The 20976-nt window shown below is 57.1% G+C and carries 1 protein-coding gene; it reads right to left on the reverse strand.

Features of this window, described 5'->3' with window-relative positions; all coding sequences use genetic code 11:
- Nucleotides 1–110: 110 nt before the first annotated feature.
- Entirely contained in the window at nucleotides 111–20969 is a 20859-nt protein-coding gene (locus SMD31_RS01790; RefSeq protein ID WP_320498922.1) for a DUF4214 domain-containing protein, read from the reverse strand.
- Nucleotides 20970–20976: the final 7 nt, after the last annotated feature.

Consider the following 20976-nt stretch of genomic DNA (forward strand, 5'->3'; position numbering starts at 1 on the left):
GTGCCAGCGATGGGGCGGTGACGCGCTCCAGAAACTGGCGCTGGTCGCCCCGACGTTGGCCCCTCCATTCTCAAGCTGGAAAACGGCTGAGAACTGAGGGGCTGTTACAATCAGTGCCAAGCCGCCGCTAGAGTTGGCTGAAGGCTCTGCTGTGTCGCTGTATCGATATTCGTCTGGCCAAGGGGTGGTGGACTGAATGAAGCCATGGCCGAGCGAAGCAGTTCGACGTCACTAGCGGTTGCGTATTTCCCGTCGGCCAACTGGATACGATTGAGCTTGCGATCGTCACTATTATACCAGCCCTGGATCGTGGCTTTGTCGCTGGTTCCGACAATCGATACTATCAAATCGTTCCCAGACTGGGTGAACCAGAGCTGGTCGGTGTCCACCCCAGCCAGGATCGCCAGTTTATCTGCAGCTCCGTCAGTGTCATACGAATCAACAACATCGTTGCCACCGCCGCGACCAAAGCGGAACTCATCTGCACCAGCCCCGCCGACGAGGGTGTCGTTACCGGCGCCGCCATCGAGCACGTCGTTGCCGGCACCGCCGTCCAGCGTGTTGATGCCGGCATTGCCAGTGAGTTGGTTGTCGAGCGCATTACCGGTGCCGGAGACGTTGGCGCTACCCGTCAGCACCAGGTTCTCGACATTGGCCCCCAGCGTATAAGCGATCGCGGTCTTGACCGTGTCGATACCGGCAGCGGCCGCTTCCGTGACCGTATCACCAGCCTCGACATCCTCGTAGGTATCGTCCCCGAGTCCACCAACCAGCGTGTCGTTGCCAGTGCCACCCGCCAGCGTATCGTTGCCCAGACCACCGTTAAGGACATCGTCACCGGCACCGCCAGAGAGGCTGTCGTCGCCGAGGTAACCATAGATCAGGTTGCTCTTCGTATCCCCAACCAGCGTATCAACACCAAACGTACCCTCGATGATGCTACCCCCACCGAACGAACGGCTCCGGATCGTACCGTCGTCCGACTGCCACGAGACCGTGAAGCCGCCATCCGCATCCGGAACGACGAGCGCGCGCGTCTGTATCCCAGCTGTCGTCGTGTTGACGACGAACTCCTGACCCAATGGCTGACCGGTGGAATCATAACGCTGGCCACAGATGTCGAAGCTGCCGCTGTTGTTACTCTCCCACACGATGACAAAAGAGCCATCCGTCAGCCCAACAGCGGTTGGATATTGCTGCACGCTGCTGATATTGCCCACACGGAAGACGTTACCAATCGGCGCCCCGGCACTATCCAACAGGCGCGCATAGATGTCGTAGTTGGATCCATCGATCGCCGAGCTATTGTGCCAAGCGACAATCATTCTGCCATCGGCTAAAACGCCAATGCTCGAGTAATCCTCATTGGCGGTCGACACAGAGAGGTTGGTCTCGCCGCCAACTTTTGCATCCGATGGGCTGAAGATCTGAACGGCAATATCGTAGCCAGACTGATGGCTTTCCCAGGAGATGGCATATCCGCTACTGAGCGCCGTTATCGATGGCAGCAGCTGGTAGCTTGCGGTGATCGTATTGACGACGAACGGCACACCAATGGGCGAGCCACCAGCGCTATAGTGCTGGGCGAAGATACCGTTGGTCGACCCATCACCGGCGCTATGCCACACCACCACATAGCTGCCATCCGTTAGCACCGCGATCGCCGGATTCGTAAATGTATAGGTGGCGCTATAACCGGATTGCCCAGAGATTGTCTGGGTTCCGTCAGGAACACCGGCGGAGGTATAGCGATTGACGGTTACAGTTGCGCCATCATAGCTGACCGTAACGATGCCGCCATTCTGTAGTGCCGCAGCACGGACTTTTCCACCATTTGTGCCCAAGGTCAGAACATTGCCAACGGCCTGATTGTTGCCGTCAATGATTCGCGCCTTGGTCGGCGTACCTTCATTCCAAACGTAGAGATGGTTACCATTGCCGAGCGCAACCATGCTATCGAGAACGACCGCGCTGGCCGTTGCCACCGTGATCTCGTTGCCGGCCGGCAGCGGCACGTCATCGCCGGTGAATCTGATCTTCTCGATGCCGGAGATCTTGTCCGTGCCGTCGGGCGAGCCGGTGCGCAGGTCACGCAGCTGCACCACCCCGTTGCCGAGATCCGTCCACTCGTAATCCGTCCCCTTGCCCGAGAACACCGCCCTATCGACACCGTCGCCACCGATGAGGATATCGTTGCCAGCCCCGCCGACGAGGGTGTCGTTACCGGCACCACCATCGAGCACGTCATTGCCGGCACCGCCGTCCAGCGTGTTGATGCCGGCATTGCCAGTGAGTTGGTTGTCGAGCGCATTACCGGTGCCGGAAACGTTGGCGCTACCCGTCAGCACCAGGTTCTCGACATTGGTCCCCAGCGTATAAGCGATCGCGGTCTTGACCGTGTCGATACCGGCAGCGGCCGCTTCCGTGACCGTATCCCCAGCCTCGACGTCCTCGTAGGTATCGTCCCCGAGGCCACCAACCAGCGTGTCGTTGCCAAGACCGCCATTCAGCGTATCCGCGCCATCGCCACCGGTCAGCGTGTTGGCCGCTCCGTTACCAATCAGCACATTGTTGAGCGCGTTGCCCGTCCCGTTGATCGCCGAGACCCCCGTCAAGGTCAGGTTCTCGACGTTGGCTCCCAGCGTGTAGGTCACCCCGATCTTCACCGTATCGACGCCCTCATTGGCATTCTCGGTCGCCACATCGGCCGCCACATCGAGCACATAGGTGTCGTCACCGGCACCACCCACAAGCGTGTCCGTGCCCGTGCCGCCATCCAGCGTGTCGTTCCCGGAACCGCCTTCCAGGCGGTTGGCCGCCGTGTCGCCAGTGAGAACGTCGTCGAACGCCGAACCGGTCAGGTTCTCGATCGTCGTGTAGGTGTCGCCCGCCGCATCGCCCGTATTCGAGGCTGGCGTGGTGAGGCTCGCCGTCACGCCGGCTCCTGCATTGGCATAAGACGCCGTGTCCGTGCCATTGCCGCCGACCAACACGTCGGCACCGCCGCCGCCGATCAAGGTATCGTTGCCATCGCCACCGGTCAGCGTGTTGACGGCAATGTTGCCGGTCAGCACGTTGGCGCCGGCATTGCCGGTCGCGTTGATCGCCGCCGTCCCGGTCAACGTCACATTCTCCAGATTGGCTGCACCGGAGATGTCGTAGCTGATCGAGGCCTGCACTGTATCAGTGCCTTCCGAAGCGTTCTCCGTGATCGTCTCGCCAGCCTGGTCGATGATGTAGGTGTCGTTGCCCTTGCCGCCGATCAGCGTGTCGTTGCCAGCACCGCCGTCCAGCACGTTATCACCGTCATTGCCGGTGAGCGTGTTGTTGAGGGCATTGCCTGTCCCGTTGATCGAACCACTGCCGATAAGCGTCAGGTTCTCGACATTGGCGCTGAGCGTGTAGCTCACCGAAGCCTGCACCAGATCGGTTCCTTCCGCAGCATTCTCCGTAGCGACATCGCCAGCACTGTCCACCACATAGGTGTCGTTGCCAGTGCCACCAACCAGCGTATCGTTGCCCAGACCACCATTGAGGACATCGTCACCGGCACCGCCAGAGAGGCTGTCGCCGCCGAGATAGCCGTAGATCAGGTTGCTCTTCGCATCCCCAACCAGCGTATCCACATCAAACGTACCCTCGATGATGCTACCGGCACCAAACGTGCGGCTCTGGATCGTCGTACCGGTGGACTGCCAGGCCACAGTGAAACCGCCATCGGGGTTCGCGACCACCGATGGCAAGCCCTGCTGACCGGCCGTCGTCGTGTTGACCACGAACTCCTGACCACTCTTATTGCCGAGGCTGTCATAGCGTTGGCCATAAATCTCGTAAGTGCTGTTCTCCGGTGACTGGCCTTGCCAGACCACCACAAACCCACCGTCCGTCAGTGCTGTGACAACCGGACACCACTGGTAACTTGGCGTGATCGTATTGACCACACTCTCGGCACCCAGCGCTGCGCCATTGGCGTCGAATACCCGGACATAAACGTCCTGAGCCGAGCCATTTACGGTCTCCAGAGAGAACCAAGTCGCAACGAAGCCGCCATTGCCGAGCGCTGTGATGCTCACCGTGCTCTCATTGCTGCCTGCGATGGCGCTCAACGTGAGTTCAGAGCCGATCTTGGCACCGTTATTCGAGAATATCTGTGCCTTTACATCATATTGGCCCGACGAGCCATCCTGCCAAGCGATCAGGAGCCTGCCCGCGCCCAGAGTTGTTACCGCCGGCAACATTTGATATCCGGTGACTACCGTAGTGACTTGAAATGGCGTGCCGACCTTTGCTCCGGCGGCACTAAAGAGTTGAGCCGCTATCCCATCATTGGCACCGTCGATCCCGGTGCTGCCCCAAGTGACAACATAGGTGCCATCGCTGAGCACCGCTATCGGTGCGCGGTAAAGTGCAGAGCCGTTGCTGTTGGAAGCGCCTGCGGTCAAGAACGGCGTAACTCCCGCGATAACTTGTGCCGTCGTTCCGTCCGCTGCGCCTGAAGCGGTGTACCGGTTGACCGTCAACGTCGATCCGGAAACACTCGACGTGACGAACCCACCGTTCGCCAACAAAGCTAACTCGACTTTACCGCTCGCTGTCCCCAAAATCAGCGTTGACCCCACTTGCTGATCGGATGCGTCGAGAATCTTGCCTTTGACTGCCGTGCCTTCATTCCAGGTATAGAGTCTGTTCCCAGCCCCCAAATTGAGCATACTGGCATATTGGGAACCGGAAACACTTGCGATTGTCACCTCGCTCCCCGCCGGCAATGGCACATCGTCGCCGGTGAATCTGATCTTCTCGATGCCGGAGATCTTGTCGGTGCCGTCGGGCGAGCCGGTGCGCAGATCACGCAGCTGCACGACTCCATTGCCAAGATCGGTCCACTCGTAATCCGTCCCCTTGCCCGAGAACACGGCTGTATCGACACCGTCGCCACCGATGAGGATGTCGTTGCCGGCGCCGGCAATGAGGATGTCATTGCCCGCACCGCCATCGAGCATATCGTTGCCGCTTCCACCGTCCAACGTATTGGCACCGGCATTGCCGATGATTTGGTTATCCAGCGCGTTGCCCGTTCCCGTCACGTCGCCGGTACCGGTCAGCACTAGGTTCTCGACATTGATCGTCATCGTGGGAGCTAGCGAATAGCTGATCGCCGTCTTGATCGTGTCGATGCCCGCCGCGGCTGCTTCCGTGATTTTGTCGCCGGCTTCAATATCCTCATAGATATCATTGCCAAGACCACCGACCAGCGTGTCATTCCCGCTCCCGCCATTCAGCGTATCCGCACCATCACCACCCGTGAGTGTGTTTGCTGCGCTGTTGCCCGTGATAACATTGTCCAAAGCGTTGCCAGTACCAGCGACCGCCGTCCCTGTCAGGATCAGGTTCTCAACATTGGCTGTTAGCGTGTATCCCGTTACGCCGATCTGGACCGTGTCGATACCTTCATCAGCGTTCTCTGTGACCTTGTCCGCCAGCGCGCTCAGGATATACGTGTCGTTGCCCGTGCCACCCAACAGCGTGTCGTTCCCAACACCGCCATCCAGATAGTCATCACCACCTCCACCCGTCAAAACGTTGATGGCAGCGTTGCCGAGCAGAATGTTAGCAGATCCATTGCCAGTGGCATTAGTCGATGTCGTGCCGGTCAATGTCACATTCTCGATGAACTCTTTTTCCGCAAGGTCGTAGGTGACAGAAGACTCCACTGTATCAGTGCCTTCGCCGGCCAGTTCAGTGATGACGTCATCAACAGCATCTACCACATAAACATCATCTCCTTTTCCTCCGGATAAGCTGTCAGCCCCAGCCGCGCCATCCAATCGGTTATTTCCGTCATTGCCAATGATTGCATTGCTGTCGGCAGTACCAATACCATCAAGATTTGCACCACCGGTGAGCTTTAGGTTCTCTACATTTGCCGCGAGCGTAATGCTCACTGAGGCTTTGATCCAATCGTTTCCACTGCTTGCCGCCTCGACAACAATGTCCAAGACATCGTCAACGATGTAGGTGTCGTTCCCTGTACCGCCGGTAAGCGTATCCACCCCGCCGCCACCATCCAGAATATTGTCACCGGAGTTTCCAACGATGGCGTTTGATAGTTCATTGCCTGTGCCATTTAGCGCCCCAGTTCCGGTCAATGTCAGATTTTCTACATTATCTCCAATAGCAAAGCTGACCGTGCTTTGGACCAGATCAATGCCCTCACCGCTCGCTTCCGTCACTTCGTCCATTGCGTGGTCGACAACATAAATGTCGTCCCCCTCGCCGCCCGCGAGATGATCGGCACCATATCCACCATCCAGCTTGTTCGCCGCAGAATTGCCGATAATGGTATTCTTCAAGTTATTCCCAGTACCATTTATTGCATTCGTACCAGTCAACCTAAGGTTTTCTATTGTGCTACCCAATGTATAAGTCAGTGACGCCTCGACGGTATCGATACCTTCGTTCGCTGCTTCCGTTACTATGTCCCCGGCGGCATCTACAACATATGTGTCGTTACCCACTCCACCAACGAGCGTGTCATTGCCGACACCACCTATCAACCGATCATTTCCGGCGCCGCCGGTAAGTACATTGGCGGCTCCATTGCCAACGAGGATGTCGTCGAATGCTGATCCCGCGAGGTTTTCAATTTCTATGAAGCTGTCGCCTTTTGCATCTCCCGCATCAACGTCCGACGGCGGGCTCCAGGTCGTGTCCAAGCTGGCAACGACCCCAGTCATTGCGGTCGCGTAAGACGCCGTGTCCGTTCCCGCGTCGCCATCCAATGTGTCGGCACCTTTACCTCCGATCAGCGTGTCATTGCCGGTTCCACCGTTAAAGATGTTATTGAGATCGTTGCCCGTCAGAATATTCGCGCCGGTATTCCCGGTGCCGATGACGGCCGCCCCAAGTAGCGTAAGATTCTCGACGTTAGCCGCCAGAGCAACGTTGTAGTTAGCCGAGGACTGAATGGTATCAGTTCCGCCGGATGCCGCTTCCGTAACCTTATCATTCACGTCATCGACAACGTAGGTGTCGTTCCCCAGGCCACCGGCGAGCGTATCGACGGCTTTTCCACCGTCGATAAAGTCGTCGCCGCTACTCCCGTTAATCACATTGGCAAGCTCGTTGCCGATACCTTTCACGCCCGCTGTCCCTAGGAGCGTGAGGTTTTCAACATTCTCGCCAAGTTCGAATTCTACGGAAGTCAGAACGAGATCCACGCCTTCATTGGCTGCCTCAATTGCCTTATCGCCGATGCTGTTGACGATATAGATATCGTTGCCAGCGCCGCCAGACATCTCGTCCTTGCCAAGATAGCCATGGAAGGTATTGGCATTGGCATCGCCGAAAAGCTTATCGTCACCCAAGGTACCGTAGATTACCGAAGCGGCCCCCTCTCCCAGGAAGACAATCTTCTCGACGCTGTCGAGGATATCGACGCCATCTTTGCCCGTTCTCAGATCCTCAACCCGGACACGACCATCGGCGAGCGTGGCGACCAGATAGTCGCTGGTTTTCCCTGAGAACTCTGCAGTGTCGAAACCCGCACCACCGTCAAGCTGGTCATTGCCGGCACCGCCGGACAGCGTGTTGTCTGAGGTATTACCGACAATGTGATTGTTCAAAGCATTACCGGTACCCGATATGTTGGCGTTGCCCTTAAGTATCAAATTTTCGACATTGGTCGCTTTGGTTGTCAACGAGTAGCTGACCGACGTTGTGATCGTGTCGATGCCCGCCGACGCAGCTTCGGTGATCACGTCCCCGGTCTCGACATCTTCGTATGTATCATCGCCGAGGCCGCCCACCAGCGTGTCATTGCTGCCACCGCCGTTCAGCATATCCGCACCGTCACCACCGGTAAGCGTGTTCACGGCTGAGTTGCCCGTGATCGTGTTGTCGAGTGCGTTGCCGGTACCATTGACGGCCGCTGTACCGGTCAGCGTCAAATTCTCCAGATTCGTGCCAAGCGTGTAGGTGATAGTCGATTGAACCGTATCGATGCCACCATTCTTGAGCTCGGTGACGACGTCCGTGGAAATTTCGACAGAGTATCTATCGTTTCCCGCGCCTCCGATAAGCGTGTCACCGCCGGCACCGCCGTCCAGCGAGTCATTTCCGTCACCGCCGATCAGTACGTTGACCTCCTGATTACCGATCAGCGCGTCGTCGAAGGAAGATCCTGTCAAATTCTCTATCGTAGACGGACCTAATCCCGAATAGGTATCTCCGGCCGCGTCCCCGGTGTTGAAACTGGACGAGACCAAGTTTGCAGTAACGCCGGCTGTAGCGTTGATATAGGAAGCCGTATCAATGCCGTCACCACCTAACAGCTCGTCCGCACCCGCTCCTCCAATGAGAATATCGTTGCCCTCACCACCGCTGAGCTTATTAGCTAGAGCGTTCCCTGTAATGATATTCGCCCCCGAATTGCCCATGCCGACAATGGCAGCATTGCCGGTCAGCGTAAGATTCTCAATGTTCGCAAATGTCGCAATCGTGTAATCGCAAGATGCAAGGACGGTATCAGTCCCGCCCCCCACCAGCTCAGAGAGCTGATCAACAGCGGCGTAGCTATACTGAGGACCATCCGCAGGCGCATGAGTGCTCTTCGTGACCAGTACTTCGCTGACGACATAAGTGTCGTCGCCTTTACCGCCGCTGAGGTAGTCCTTGCCAAGGCCACCGATGAGGACGTTGTTGGCATCGTTGCCGATGATCACGTTGTCGAGTGCATTGCCGGTGCCGTCGATCGCGCCGACGCCGATCAGCGTCAAATTCTCGACATTCTCGCCGAGCGTATAGCTGACGCTACTCTGAATCAGATCGTTGCCCTCACCGGACAGCTCCGTGACTGCATCTTTGGCGCTATCAACGACGTAGGTGTCGTAGCCTGCGCCGCCCTTCATAACGTCGTCGCCGACCCCGCCATTCAGCGTATCGTCACCGTCGCCGCCCACGATCTGGTCGTTACCCGTATAGCCGTAGAGCACCTCTGCTTTCGACGTGCCAGCTAGCACGTCAGCAACATTTGTTCCGTCCACAAGATCAACCGCATTGAATGAGCGTGTACTGATCGTGCCATCAGAAGATTGCCAAGTAACAGTGAATCCACCATTCTCGTCTGCGGTTACATCCACAGACAGTTGACTTCCTGTCGTTTTGGTGTTGATCTGGAATTCACCACCGATCTTGTTGCCATCCGCGTCAAAGCGCTGACCTGAGATGCCATACAGATCAGCGTCGGCGCTGCCTTCGTAACCATCCCATATAACAACAAACGTTCCGTCGGCTAGCACAGCAACTGCCGGTCGCAACTGCAAACTGTCGGTCAGTGTATTGACCTTAAAAGGCGCTTTTACAACCGTGCCATTGGCGCTGTAGATCGCGGCGGCGATATCCTGGGCAGATCCATTCAGTGTCCCTTCAGTATAGAAGACCGCGACAAACCCGCCATTCTTAAGTGCCGCAAGTTTAGGAGTGTACTCATTGCCAGCGATCGTGGAGATCGGGAACTCACCACTCAGCGGCGCACCACTGTTGTCGTAGATACGTGCCTTAATATCGTAATTCGTGCTGTAGGACTCCCACGCGATCACAAACCCACCACCCGTGAGTGCCGTGACCGATGCCTGCATCTGATAGCTGGATGTGAACGTGTTGACATTGATGCGGGTCGCATCCGGCACACCTGTCGCACTGAAGTGCTGTGCCGCGATCCCGTCAACCACGCCGTCGATACCCGTGCTGTTCCATGTCACCACGTAGGAACCATCACTCAGATAGCCGATGGAACTATGATAGGTGTCATAGCCATACCCGTTCGTGGCATTGCTGGTCGCGTATGGTGTGACGCCAGTGACGGTATAGGCAGGTACGCTGCCGTCCACGGCACCGCTAGCGGTGTATTTCGTGACGGTCAAACTGGATCCGTAAATGGCGCTGACGATGAAGCCGCCACCCGGTGCCGCCGCAACATCCACCTTGCCGCTCGCCGAACCGAGACTGAAGACATTGCCCAGATATTGACCATAGGCGTTAGTCAGGCGGCCGTAGACCGCCGTGCCGACATTCCAGATAACGAGGCGGTTGCCGTTGGTGTTTTCCAGTTTGACAATCTTGGCGAGATCTGCACCGGTCGCGCCCGGGGCCAGTTGCTCGGCCTGGGCGGTCAACACGGATGTCTGGCCGGACGGAACTCCCAGTTCTGCAATGATCTCAGACTCAAAGCGGATTTTCTCGACACCAACCAGCCGATCCGTTCCGTCCGGTGCATCGGACCGCAGATCCCTCACAAGCAGCTGATCGCCGCCGAGATCGATAATCTCGTAATCGGCAGCGCTCCCACTTAAACTGACCGTATCGATCCCATCTCCACCCGTCAGAATGTCGTTGCCGGCGCCGGCAATGAGGATGTCATTGCCCGCACCGCCATCAAGGACATCATTGCCGGCCCCGCCAACAAGGGTGTCATTGCCCGCACCGCCATCGAGCACATCGTTGCCGGTACCACCGTCCAACGTATTGGCACCGGCATTGCCGATGATTTGGTTATCCAGCGCGTTGCCCGTTCCCGTCACGTCGCCGGTACCGGTCAGCACTAGGTTCTCGACATTGATCGTCATCGTGGGAGCTAGCGAATAGCTGATCGCCGTCTTGATCGTGTCGATGCCCGCCGCGGCTGCTTCCGTGATTTTGTCGCCGGCTTCAATATCCTCATAGATATCATTGCCAAGACCACCGACCAGCGTGTCATTCCCGCTCCCGCCATTCAGCGTATCCGCACCATCACCACCCGTGAGTGTGTTTGCTGCGCTGTTGCCCGTGATAACATTGTCCAAAGCGTTGCCAGTACCAGCGACCGCCGTCCCTGTCAGGATCAGGTTCTCAACATTGGCTGTTAGCGTGTATCCCGTTACGCCGATCTGGACCGTGTCGATACCTTCATCAGCGTTCTCTGTGACCTTGTCCGCCAGCGCGCTCAGGATATACGTGTCGTTGCCCGTGCCACCCAACAGCGTGTCGTTCCCAACACCGCCATCCAGATAGTCATCACCACCTCCACCCGTCAAAACGTTGATGGCGGCGTTGCCGAGCAGCGTATCATTGAATGCTGATCCGGTGAGGTTCTCTATGGCTGTCGTTGTATCACCGAATGTATCTCCCAACGCATCGCCTAGGGTCCCCATCCCTATAGATAGATCGGCTTTGATCGCGCCACCGGCGCTGACATAAGACGCCGTGTCGGTACCGTTTCCCCCGGACAACTTGTCAGCACCGGCACCACCTACTAGTGTGTCATCGCCATCACCCCCAGTAAGGACATTTTGCTGGTCGTTTCCGATGAGGACGTTGGCGCCGGCATTGCCCGTGGCATTGAGCGCCGATCCCAGAAGCGTGACGTTTTCAATGTTGGTGGCGTAAGCCTGCGTTAAGTCATAGGCGACGGCGGATTGAACAGTATCAGACCCACCGGTTGCAGTTTCAATTACTTGGTCGCTTAGGCTGTCAATTGTATAGATATCATCGCCGTCGCCGCCAGTGAGCTTGTCCGCGCCGGCGCCGCCGTCCAATTTATTGGCGCCGGCATTGCCGGTAATCTCATTAGAAGTGTCGTTTCCCTTGCCATCAATATTTGCGCTGCCCGTTAGTGTCAGATTCTCAAGAGAACTACCAAGTGCAAAGGATATCGACGATTCAACAACATCGATGCCATCGCCGTTTAACTCTTCAATGACGTCGCCTTTATCGTCCACAATATATATGTCATTGCCTTTTCCACCGTAGAGTTTGTCGGCACCAACGCCACCATCAAGTCGATTGTCCTGGTCGTCTCCGGTCAATTCATCGGCAAATGCAGATCCGGTGAGGTTCTCGACGCCTTCATAGCTGTCGCCCGCTGCATCAGAAGTATTCGCGTTTGGCGACGTAAGGCTGGCAATTACGGCTTCTTGTGCGCCAGTGTAGCTCGCTGTGTCTTTACCAGCACCGCCGATAAGAACGTCGGCACCGGCGCCGCCTTCTAGGCTGTCGTCGCCACCTTGGCCATCCAACGTATTGGCCGCTGCAGTGCCGGTAAGCGTGTTAGCAAGCAGGTTGCCAGTTCCTAAAAGGGCCGTACCTTTCAGCGTTAAATTTTCCACTTCCGCTACCAAGACGTAGCTCACGGCGGACTCAATAGTGTCTATTCCCTCGCCAGTGAGTTCGTTTACGACGTCTTTCCCCGTGTCGATCACATAGACATCGTTGCCCGTGCCGCCTGTCAGCGTGTCCGATCCGGCACCGCCATCCAGACGGTCATTACCCGCACCGCCATTCAGGCTGTTGGCTCCGACATTACCAGATATCGCATTGTCCAGTGCATTGCCGTCGCCGTTAATTGACGCAGAACCTGCCAAGACAAGATTTTCGACGTTCGCGGCGAGCGTGAAGGTGACGTCGCTAACCACGGTATCTGTGCCGCCGGCCGCTCCCTCGACCACTTTATCGCCAACGTTGTCTACAATAAAAGTGTCATTGCCAGAACCACCCGTCAGAGTGTCAGCTCCAAGGCCACCGTCGAGGACGTCATTGCCAGCATCGCCCGAGAGTCCATTTGCGGCGCTGTTTCCAAGGATGTGGTTGTCAAGTGCGTTGCCGGTCCCACTAATCGCGGACACACCGGACAACGTCAAGTTCTCGACATTGGCGCTCAACGTCTCAGTGACAGAGCTTTCAATCGTATCGTTCCCTTCACCGTCGCTTTCAATCACACTGTCGTTAGCATTGTCCACGACATAGAGATCGTCGCCACTGCCCCCAACCATTTTGTCGGCGCCGGCACCGCCGTCCAATCGATCACTACCGGCAGCACCCGTAAGTATGTTGACAACTGTGTTTCCAACCAGGGTGTCAGCAAACTCAGAACCAGTTAGATTTTCGATCGCCGTGAACTCGTCTCCGGCGGCGTCCCCTGTTTCGGAGAAGCTGGTCGAGAGGTTCGCGACGACACCTGCTTCGGCATTGATGTAGCTGGCGGTATCAGAGCCGGTGCCCCCATCGAGAATGTCAGCACCAGAACCACCCACGAGGACATTGTCTTTGCTATTTCCAGTCAATCTATCGTTGAAGGCTGTACCGACCACGTTACGCACGACAGCATAGTCATCGCCGGATGATCTTCCGGCGTTGTTGGCGGTGTTCGCCAAATCGACGGTCACGGCCGCCAACGCCGTCATATAGGAAATCGTGTCGTTTACAGTGCCATCCTGCCAGACGCTGCGAGTGACTTGGCCGGATGCCACACCTTCCCCAAGTGCAATCAGGATGTCTGCCCGGGACATGCTCCCGGCAGTGAGCGCATTAAGATAGTAGTCGCGCTCGCTGGCCGTCGGCAGATGACCAATGGCATTGGTAAACATGCGCAACACGAATGCGGCATCGGTCATTGTGCCGTACTTTGTCGTGAACTCAGTCGACGCCAGAATATTCGTCGCCAGAAGCGACTCTTTAAGTATGCCGCCTTGAATGTACTGCGCGAGCATCTGCCGCTCGTCCGACGACATCTCTCGGCTGAGTGCGGCCGAATAGATATTATCGGCCCGGTCCGTGTAGAGCTCCTTGGTTCCGACATCGATCTCGATCGAACCGCTTGCGGCCAGGATCGGCATCGACGACGACTGCGCCCAGAGCGTCGCCGAAACGATGTTCCAGCTCCACGTCTCAATATTATTGGCATCAACAAAATGTGTCGCGTTGGCGACCTGTGTGCCCGACGATGTCCGGACCCACTGATTGCTGCCATTGACACCAACGAAGATCGTCGTTGTATCGACTTCCGCACTCGCCTGAACGGTGAACACCCACTGTCCGGACGAGCTGTTGGCGGCTGGCTTGCCCTTGGAGAGCGCGATCAGCGCCTTCATCGCCGTTGAGGTCTTGCCGGCCTGGAGATAGGAGACGATCAAATTGACGCCACCCCGACTGATCTCGGAAAGGCCACTGGCACCGAGGCTGACGACACTCTGCCCGCCCTGGGCACCTGTCACATTGTCGAAATCGGTATAGATATGAGTGATGCTACCATCGGCACCGACCGAGGTGACGGCGGAGCGTTCCGTTACGCCGTTTCCATCAAGATCGAGGGCGGTACTGGTGAGGGAGCCATCCGCGCTCTTGTAACTGACGCGCGTCGAACTCGGCACGCCGCCCGACAAGGTGAATTTCTCGGTTTCGATCGAGCTTCCGTCACTATTGAAGACGGTCCATCTCTCTGACTTCTGGTCGACGTGACCATCAGCGTTGATATCGAACTCGACCGACCCGCTCAGGCCATTGGCGCTGGACACACTGGTCGTGCGGCTAATCACGGCACCCGCACCATCGAGGAACTCAGTAATGAGCTTTTCGCTGCCATTCGTATCCACGAAGCTCCGCGTCTCCTGATGAAAGGCGGGGTACCCGTTTAGCGCGCCGCCGACACGTTTCTCCGTTACGCTGCCATCGGCGTTCTTCACTGTCGTGACGGTCAAATCCGTCACACCGTTACCGTCGCTATCGCGGTCGAGTATGGTCGTCCTGCCATCTGCGCTGGTAGACGTAACGTCCTTGCGGATCAGCGCACCGGTCGCAGGCAGCTTGGCCGTCGCCGTGACAAGCTTTGCACCGTCCGTATAAATTTCCGTTTTGCTCGTGAGGTCGACGATCCCATCGCCATTGAGATCGAGTGTTACGTTGGTCACCAAACCGTCATCGCTGGTGTTGGTAACGGCGCGATTCTTGATGGAGCCATCGCCGCTCGTCACGGTGACAATACCAATCCGGCTGCCATCCTGCTCCAGGCTGATATGCTCGCTCATCCGCACCGAGCTCGTCATGACGCCCGTCAACGTCGACTGCGCTTCGGTCGTCAGGCCGTCCGCGCTACGCGTCGTGACGGTCGTGCCACTGACGCCGCCGGTCTGATTAACCGTCTCGGTCCGACTGCCGTCCGGGTTCAGCACCGCGCTTGTCGTCTGCGTATCGATGACGACACCGGCCGCGTTGAGAGATTGAACGACCTTCTTGAGCCCATTGGTGCTCGTCGTCGTGATGACCGTGCCGAGGACCGTGCCTGCAGCGTTCCGACTGACAACCGTCGTGACCTTGTCGCCGTTGCTCTGTACCGTCGTCGTCTCGGTCTTCACGGTTGCCCCGGCGAGCGATCGTGTCGTCGTGCTCTGCCGCTGGTCGGCATTCGTGATCGTTACGGTCTGAGATCGGTTGCTGCCATCCGCATTCGTCTCGGTGACAGTTTCTGTGACGCTGCCATCGGCATTCAGGGTTTTGACGCTGGTGCGCTTATACTCGAACACACCGTCGCCATTGCCGTCCTGTCTCTCGGTCGTGCTCAATCCATCGCCACTGCGACTGGTCTCCGACTGCTGAATGAGGCTGGTTGTATTCTTGGTCCAGCTTTTGGTTATCTCACCGCCATCGGCCGTGAGCGTGGTCTCCGATTTGGCCGTCAGATCGACGCTGCCATTCCCATCAACATCGGTTGTGATGGTTTTGACGAGACCATTCGCGCTCGTGACCGTGGTTTTCTGGCCGAACATGCCGCTGTCAAGCTTCAGATTGGTAACGGTTTCGACGATATCACCGTCGCTCTCAATCTCTCGCCGCACGGATTCCCGCGTATCCACCGATCCATCTACCGACCCATAGGTGAAAGTCTCGGTCTCAGTTACCGTCCCGTCGCCGCTGACTGTCGTCGTGCTTTTATCACGGAGCCCATGGAAATTCTCATTGGTCACAATCGTTTGGCGGCTGCCATCCGCATTGAGCAGTGTAGATTGTTTGATGATGAGATCGTCCACGCCGATACCGTCGAGATTGCGCCATTCCGTGCGCACGAGACCGTCGTCGCTCGTCTCCACTTTGCTGCTGGTGCGCAGCACATTGTTGCCATTGAAGGTTTTCTCCGTCACGGTCGTGAGGCCCTCATCGGCCAGGATCGTGACGCTCTCGACCATCAAATCGACCGCTCCATCGCCATCGACATCGGTGGTGACTATCTTCTTCAGGCCACTCTCCGTGAGCAGCTCGATCGTCCGGCTACGCAGGCTGCCATCGCCATTGTTGATGCTGACGGTCGTCACCCGATCGCCATTGCTCTCGAGAACAACCTCGTTGCTCTGGATCACATCGAAATGGCCGTCGCCATCGGCATCGCTTTGCATGCTCGTGGCAAGGCCATTCGCACTGGTGGTCGCGATGCTCCAACTCAGCAGATTCCCCGCGGCTGAGAAATTATGCTCGGTCCGCACACGATCGCCATCTGCTTCAACAACATTGAACACCTCCCCATCGGTGAGGCCATCGCCATTCATGTCGATGGCCGTCTCGACATATCGCTGGTCGGCGGAGGTATAGGTGACCGTACTGCCTATGACCGCGCCGTCGGCGCTCTCGGTCACCAACGTCCTGACCCGGCTGCCATCGACCCTGATCTCGGTCTCGTCATGCGTAGTCGATTCGAAGACGCCATCACCGTCGGCGTCGATGCGGCGTTCGACCGACAGGCCATCGGCGCTGTTGTTGACGATGCTCTTTCCAAGCAACGTTCCGTCGGCCGCCGACCTTGTTTCGGTTTGGGTGGATGATCCCTTGGCATTCCACACCGTCGCGCGCAGACTCTGCTGCTCAAACACCCCATTACCATCGACGTCGCGCTTCTCGCTGACGATCAGGCCGTTGGCGCTTGTCTTCCGTATGACTTGGACATTGGTGCGAAGATCGGTCGTCGTTTCGGTGATACTGCCATCATCGGCGATGACCGATCTAATTTTCTGATCGTAAGCGCCATTCGCATCGGCATCGATCAGACGCGTGATGGCGCGTTGATCGGCGCTCGTCTCCATTTCGCTGTGGGCGAGCGGGGCGTCATTCCGGCTGCTCTGGTCTTGTAGTTCGATACGGCTGCCATCCGCTTGCAGGAGAGTCGTCGAGACGCTGATCGTATCAAACAGGCCGTCGCCATCGACATCGTTTTTGACCGTTTTCTCCAAGCCGTTCGCACTGATGGTCGTGTCAGTTTGGCTGCGCAGGGAGCCTTTGCCGTTATAGATGCTGACAGTCTGCGTCCTACTGCCATCCAGATTCAGAACGGTAACATCCTCAATCTTCTGATCGAAGACGCCATCGCCATTGAGGTCGGTCTCTTGCGACGTCACGAGCCCGTTGGCACTTATCTTGTTGATCGACTGCGAGCGCAGCTTGCTGCCGTTGAATTCGCTGATCGTTGTGGTCCGCTCGCCCAGTCCATCGAGCGTCGTTTCTTCCATCACCTTGCTGTCGGCGATCGTATCCCCGTCGATGTCGGTTTCCGTCGATTTGCTGAAGCCATTGGCGTTGGACTTGGAGATCGAACGACCGATGAGCGAACCGTCGGCCGCGTAGTTGCTGGTTGTGACGGTAAGATGGCCGTCGAGCTCCGTCACACGCGTCACGACCTGATCGGCCGCCCCGTCGCCATTGCTATCGACGGTCTGGGTCACATTGCGGCGGTCCGCACTCGTCGAAATGACGGTTTGGCTCAGCAGATTGCCGTTGGCGCTGCTGCCGATAATCGTCCGAACCTGGCTCTTGTCGTTGTCTAGCTGCGTCGCATCGACTGTCGTCAGCTCGAAAACGCCGTCACCGTTAGTGTCTTGCTTGGCTTCGATCACCATGCCGTTCTGGCTGGTTTCCACGATCGTCTTGCCGAGCAATGTTTGATCGGCGCTGAAGACGGAATCCGTCTCCGTCGAGCTCCCATCCGATTTGGTGGCGGTGACGGATGTCAGAATCCGCTCGAAGCCGTCGACGCCGTCGAGGTCGCGTTTCTCCGTGTTGACGAGCCCGTCGGCGGTGCTTTCGCTGACGATGCGGTCCTTGAGCGTGCCGTCGGCATTCCAATGGCTGACTGTCTCGGTGACGCTGTCATCGGCATGAATTTCGACAGCCATCTCATAATCGACTGCGCCATCGCCATTCGTGTCGGCTTCGACGCCCCGCTCGAGACCATCGGCATCGCGTACGGTGACACTATGACTGTGCAGGCTGCCGTCGTGATTGGTCTCGTGAATCGTCTGCGTGCGCTGCTGGCCGCTGACGATGGTCACATCCGAGCGCGTGAGGTCGACGAGGTTGTCGCCGTCAATGTACCGCTGAATCGTCTTGGTCAGATTGTCGCTGCTGCTGAGCGTCACCGTTTTGCTCACCTGCGAGCCATCGGCACTGACGCTCATTTGCGTCGTGGTGTAGCTCTGATCGGCCGCGAAGACGATTTGGCTGGTCTCCGTGAGGTCCGTGGTACCGTTCCCGTCGAGATCGTAGGTGATCGTCTTGTCGAGACCGTCGAATACGGTAACGACTTGCTTGATAAGCTTATGATCACGCGTCTCTTCGATCAGCGTCTCGGTCCGGGCCCCCCCGGCGTTATCGACATAGCTGTCTGAGCTGAGGTAATCGGCAATGCTGTCCCCATCGACATCGCTTGCTTCCGCGCGCACTAGGCCGTTGGCGCTCACGGTCTTGACGGTCTGGTTGATGGATGTCCCGTCCGCATTGAGATTGCTGATGACGATCGTCCGTTTTCCGTCCGCCGAAATCGTCCAGAGCTCACGCTGCGTCGTCCAACCGCCGCCTTGCTGGTCGCGGTCGATCGTAATGGTATTGCCGTCGGCACTGGTATGCGTCGTGGTCTGATCAATCAGGACACCGCCGCCGCTCTTATTAGTGACGACCCGCGTCTTGCTGCCGTCTGCGGCCACGTTCGTGATATCGGTCTGCACCTGGTCGATCACGCCGTCGCCATCGGCATCGATGGTGAGGGTTTTGCTGAGACCGTCGGCGCTGACGATGCTGGTAACGACCTGCGCCAGCGCTCCATCGGTGTTACGAGCGGTGTTGACGGTTGTGACCATGCCGTCGGCAGCTGTGGTCTCGGTATTTGTAACTGTGTAGCCGACACCGTCTGCCGTGAGCGCCACGGTCGCTGCCGTGCCGACGGTGCCATTGCTGCGCGTGAATGTCGTCTGCCCGGTTATCTGCGTGCCGTCCGGCAGGATGACTTCCGTGGCATCCGCGACAAGATTGATGGATGCGATGCCGGCTTCGGCCAGCGTAAGGACATCACTTGTACCATCGGCATTCGTTCTGACGACGACGAATTTGTTGAATTGCGCGTCACCGGCATCGAGCTTGCCGTTGCGGTTGGTATCGAACACATGGAGTAAGGCCTCCATGTCGCTCTCGGCCGACGGATCCCAATCGGTGAAGACGATCTGATTGCGCTCGGTAATCTGCCGATTGCCGGCGAGATCCAGAGCCAGCACACCATTGCCTGCAGCCGCCCAGGCGGTGCGGTGCATCAGCCCGTCGCCCTCGGTATTGAAGAACTTGTTGGACGTCGTCTGATCCGTGATGGAGATGCCGTTGCCGTCGAGGTCCAGCATGACCGGGAAGAATTTCTTGAAGAACTTCTTGAGCTTCTTGAGGAATTTTTTGGCCGAGTTCTTAGCGAGACCGCCATGCGGCAGACCGCCGCCACCCCCAAGGCCGGAATCGAAGCTGCTTGAAGCCGTAACGCTGAAAGTGAGGCTGCTGGACCCGTTGATCTGCCAGTTCCAAAGATTGTTGATCGAATAGGTCGAGTGGCTCGCATCCCAGCCGGACGAGCCGGAATGGTTCGATGGCATCTTCGTCAGATTGGCCTCGGCCTGCCGCAATTCTTCAGCGCGCCACTGCGCAATTTCATCCTCAGTGGGCTGCACCCATGGGATATACTGAATTTCCTTCAGCATGCTCTGATAGTCATCAATAGCGAAATCGCTATGGAGCCGATTTAGAATATCCCGATATTCGGCTTTCCAACTTACTGTGCCCGTGGCTTGGCGAACAGCTTCGGCAATGGCAGTGCCGTTCACATCTAATACATAGTAAGGCAGCGCACTTAGCGGAGAACTCTGTGGATAGTCACGCCTTAGATCTATGCCGCCAAACTCAAATGAGCGAGCATCCATGCCATATTTACTAAAGTCGGGCGGGTGACCCATCGCGACAATATTGAAGTCGCGGTCATACCATACGTCTCCGTAAGACGAATATTTGAGGGGGGTTCCGTCTAGCTCGATCATTAAGCTTGGATCAACTCGCTCACCCGGTTCTAACCAAGTGAACCCCAGTGTATCAACTATACCCCTCCGCGCTCTCTCTCCAGCCGTGTATTCATCTCCGAGTGCTTTTTCTTCGTACCATCTCTTTGCATCGGCACTCCACCAGCCCACGATCGCGACTGCGTTAGCGCCGGCTTCTCTTCTCCAGTTAGGATCTTGCTCAACGAAATACGGGCCGGTCGCGGGAGGATATAAGGTCGCCGATCCCGACAGATTTAAGTAGAGCCCACTATCGCCATTCGCCGTGTCTCGTTCTGCTGCTCCAACTGCCCACCCCAAATTGTAGCTGGCACCGGCTCTCCCATCTTTCTCAGTTAGGGCAGCAACGTCCCACCTAGTGGTCGTGGTACCGTCGTAATAGTCCACGCTCTCGTACTGAACGGGGCCAAGAGCCGCCAAAAATTGTCGACCTCCAGATTCAATTACTCCGCCTGGCTTTTGTACAAATCGACTGCTCTGATAATAGCCATTCTCGAAATCCCTCACGCCAAGAATGGTTGGCCACGCGTCTGTTGGGTAGTTAGTCGAGAGTCCCTTAGCTGCTAAATCCCACTCATACATTGACTGCTTTTGTATGAGGGTGGAGAGCGATATATTTGAGCTGACGCGGTATTGTTCGATTTGTGGAAGATCACCAAAAACACCACCTTTGCCAAATGCCCTGCTCGCCCATTGAGAGGCGTCCGCTTGCAGGTTGTGATTGATTCTGATGTCTTTGATAAAAGATCCATGTACCCAGTATCCGTTTTTTGACAGATCTTGCAGCGTTTTCTTCCAATTCAAGACGTCAACCATGTTGTGT

The sequence above is a fragment of the Dongia rigui genome (genome assembly GCF_034044635.1).
Lineage (GTDB): Bacteria > Pseudomonadota > Alphaproteobacteria > Dongiales > Dongiaceae > Dongia > Dongia rigui.

Coding starts and splice junctions, on each gene's coding strand:
- SMD31_RS01790 (WP_320498922.1), bottom strand. CDS start 20,969: ATGGTTGACGTCTTGAATTGGAAGAAAACGCTGCAAGATCTGTCAAAA.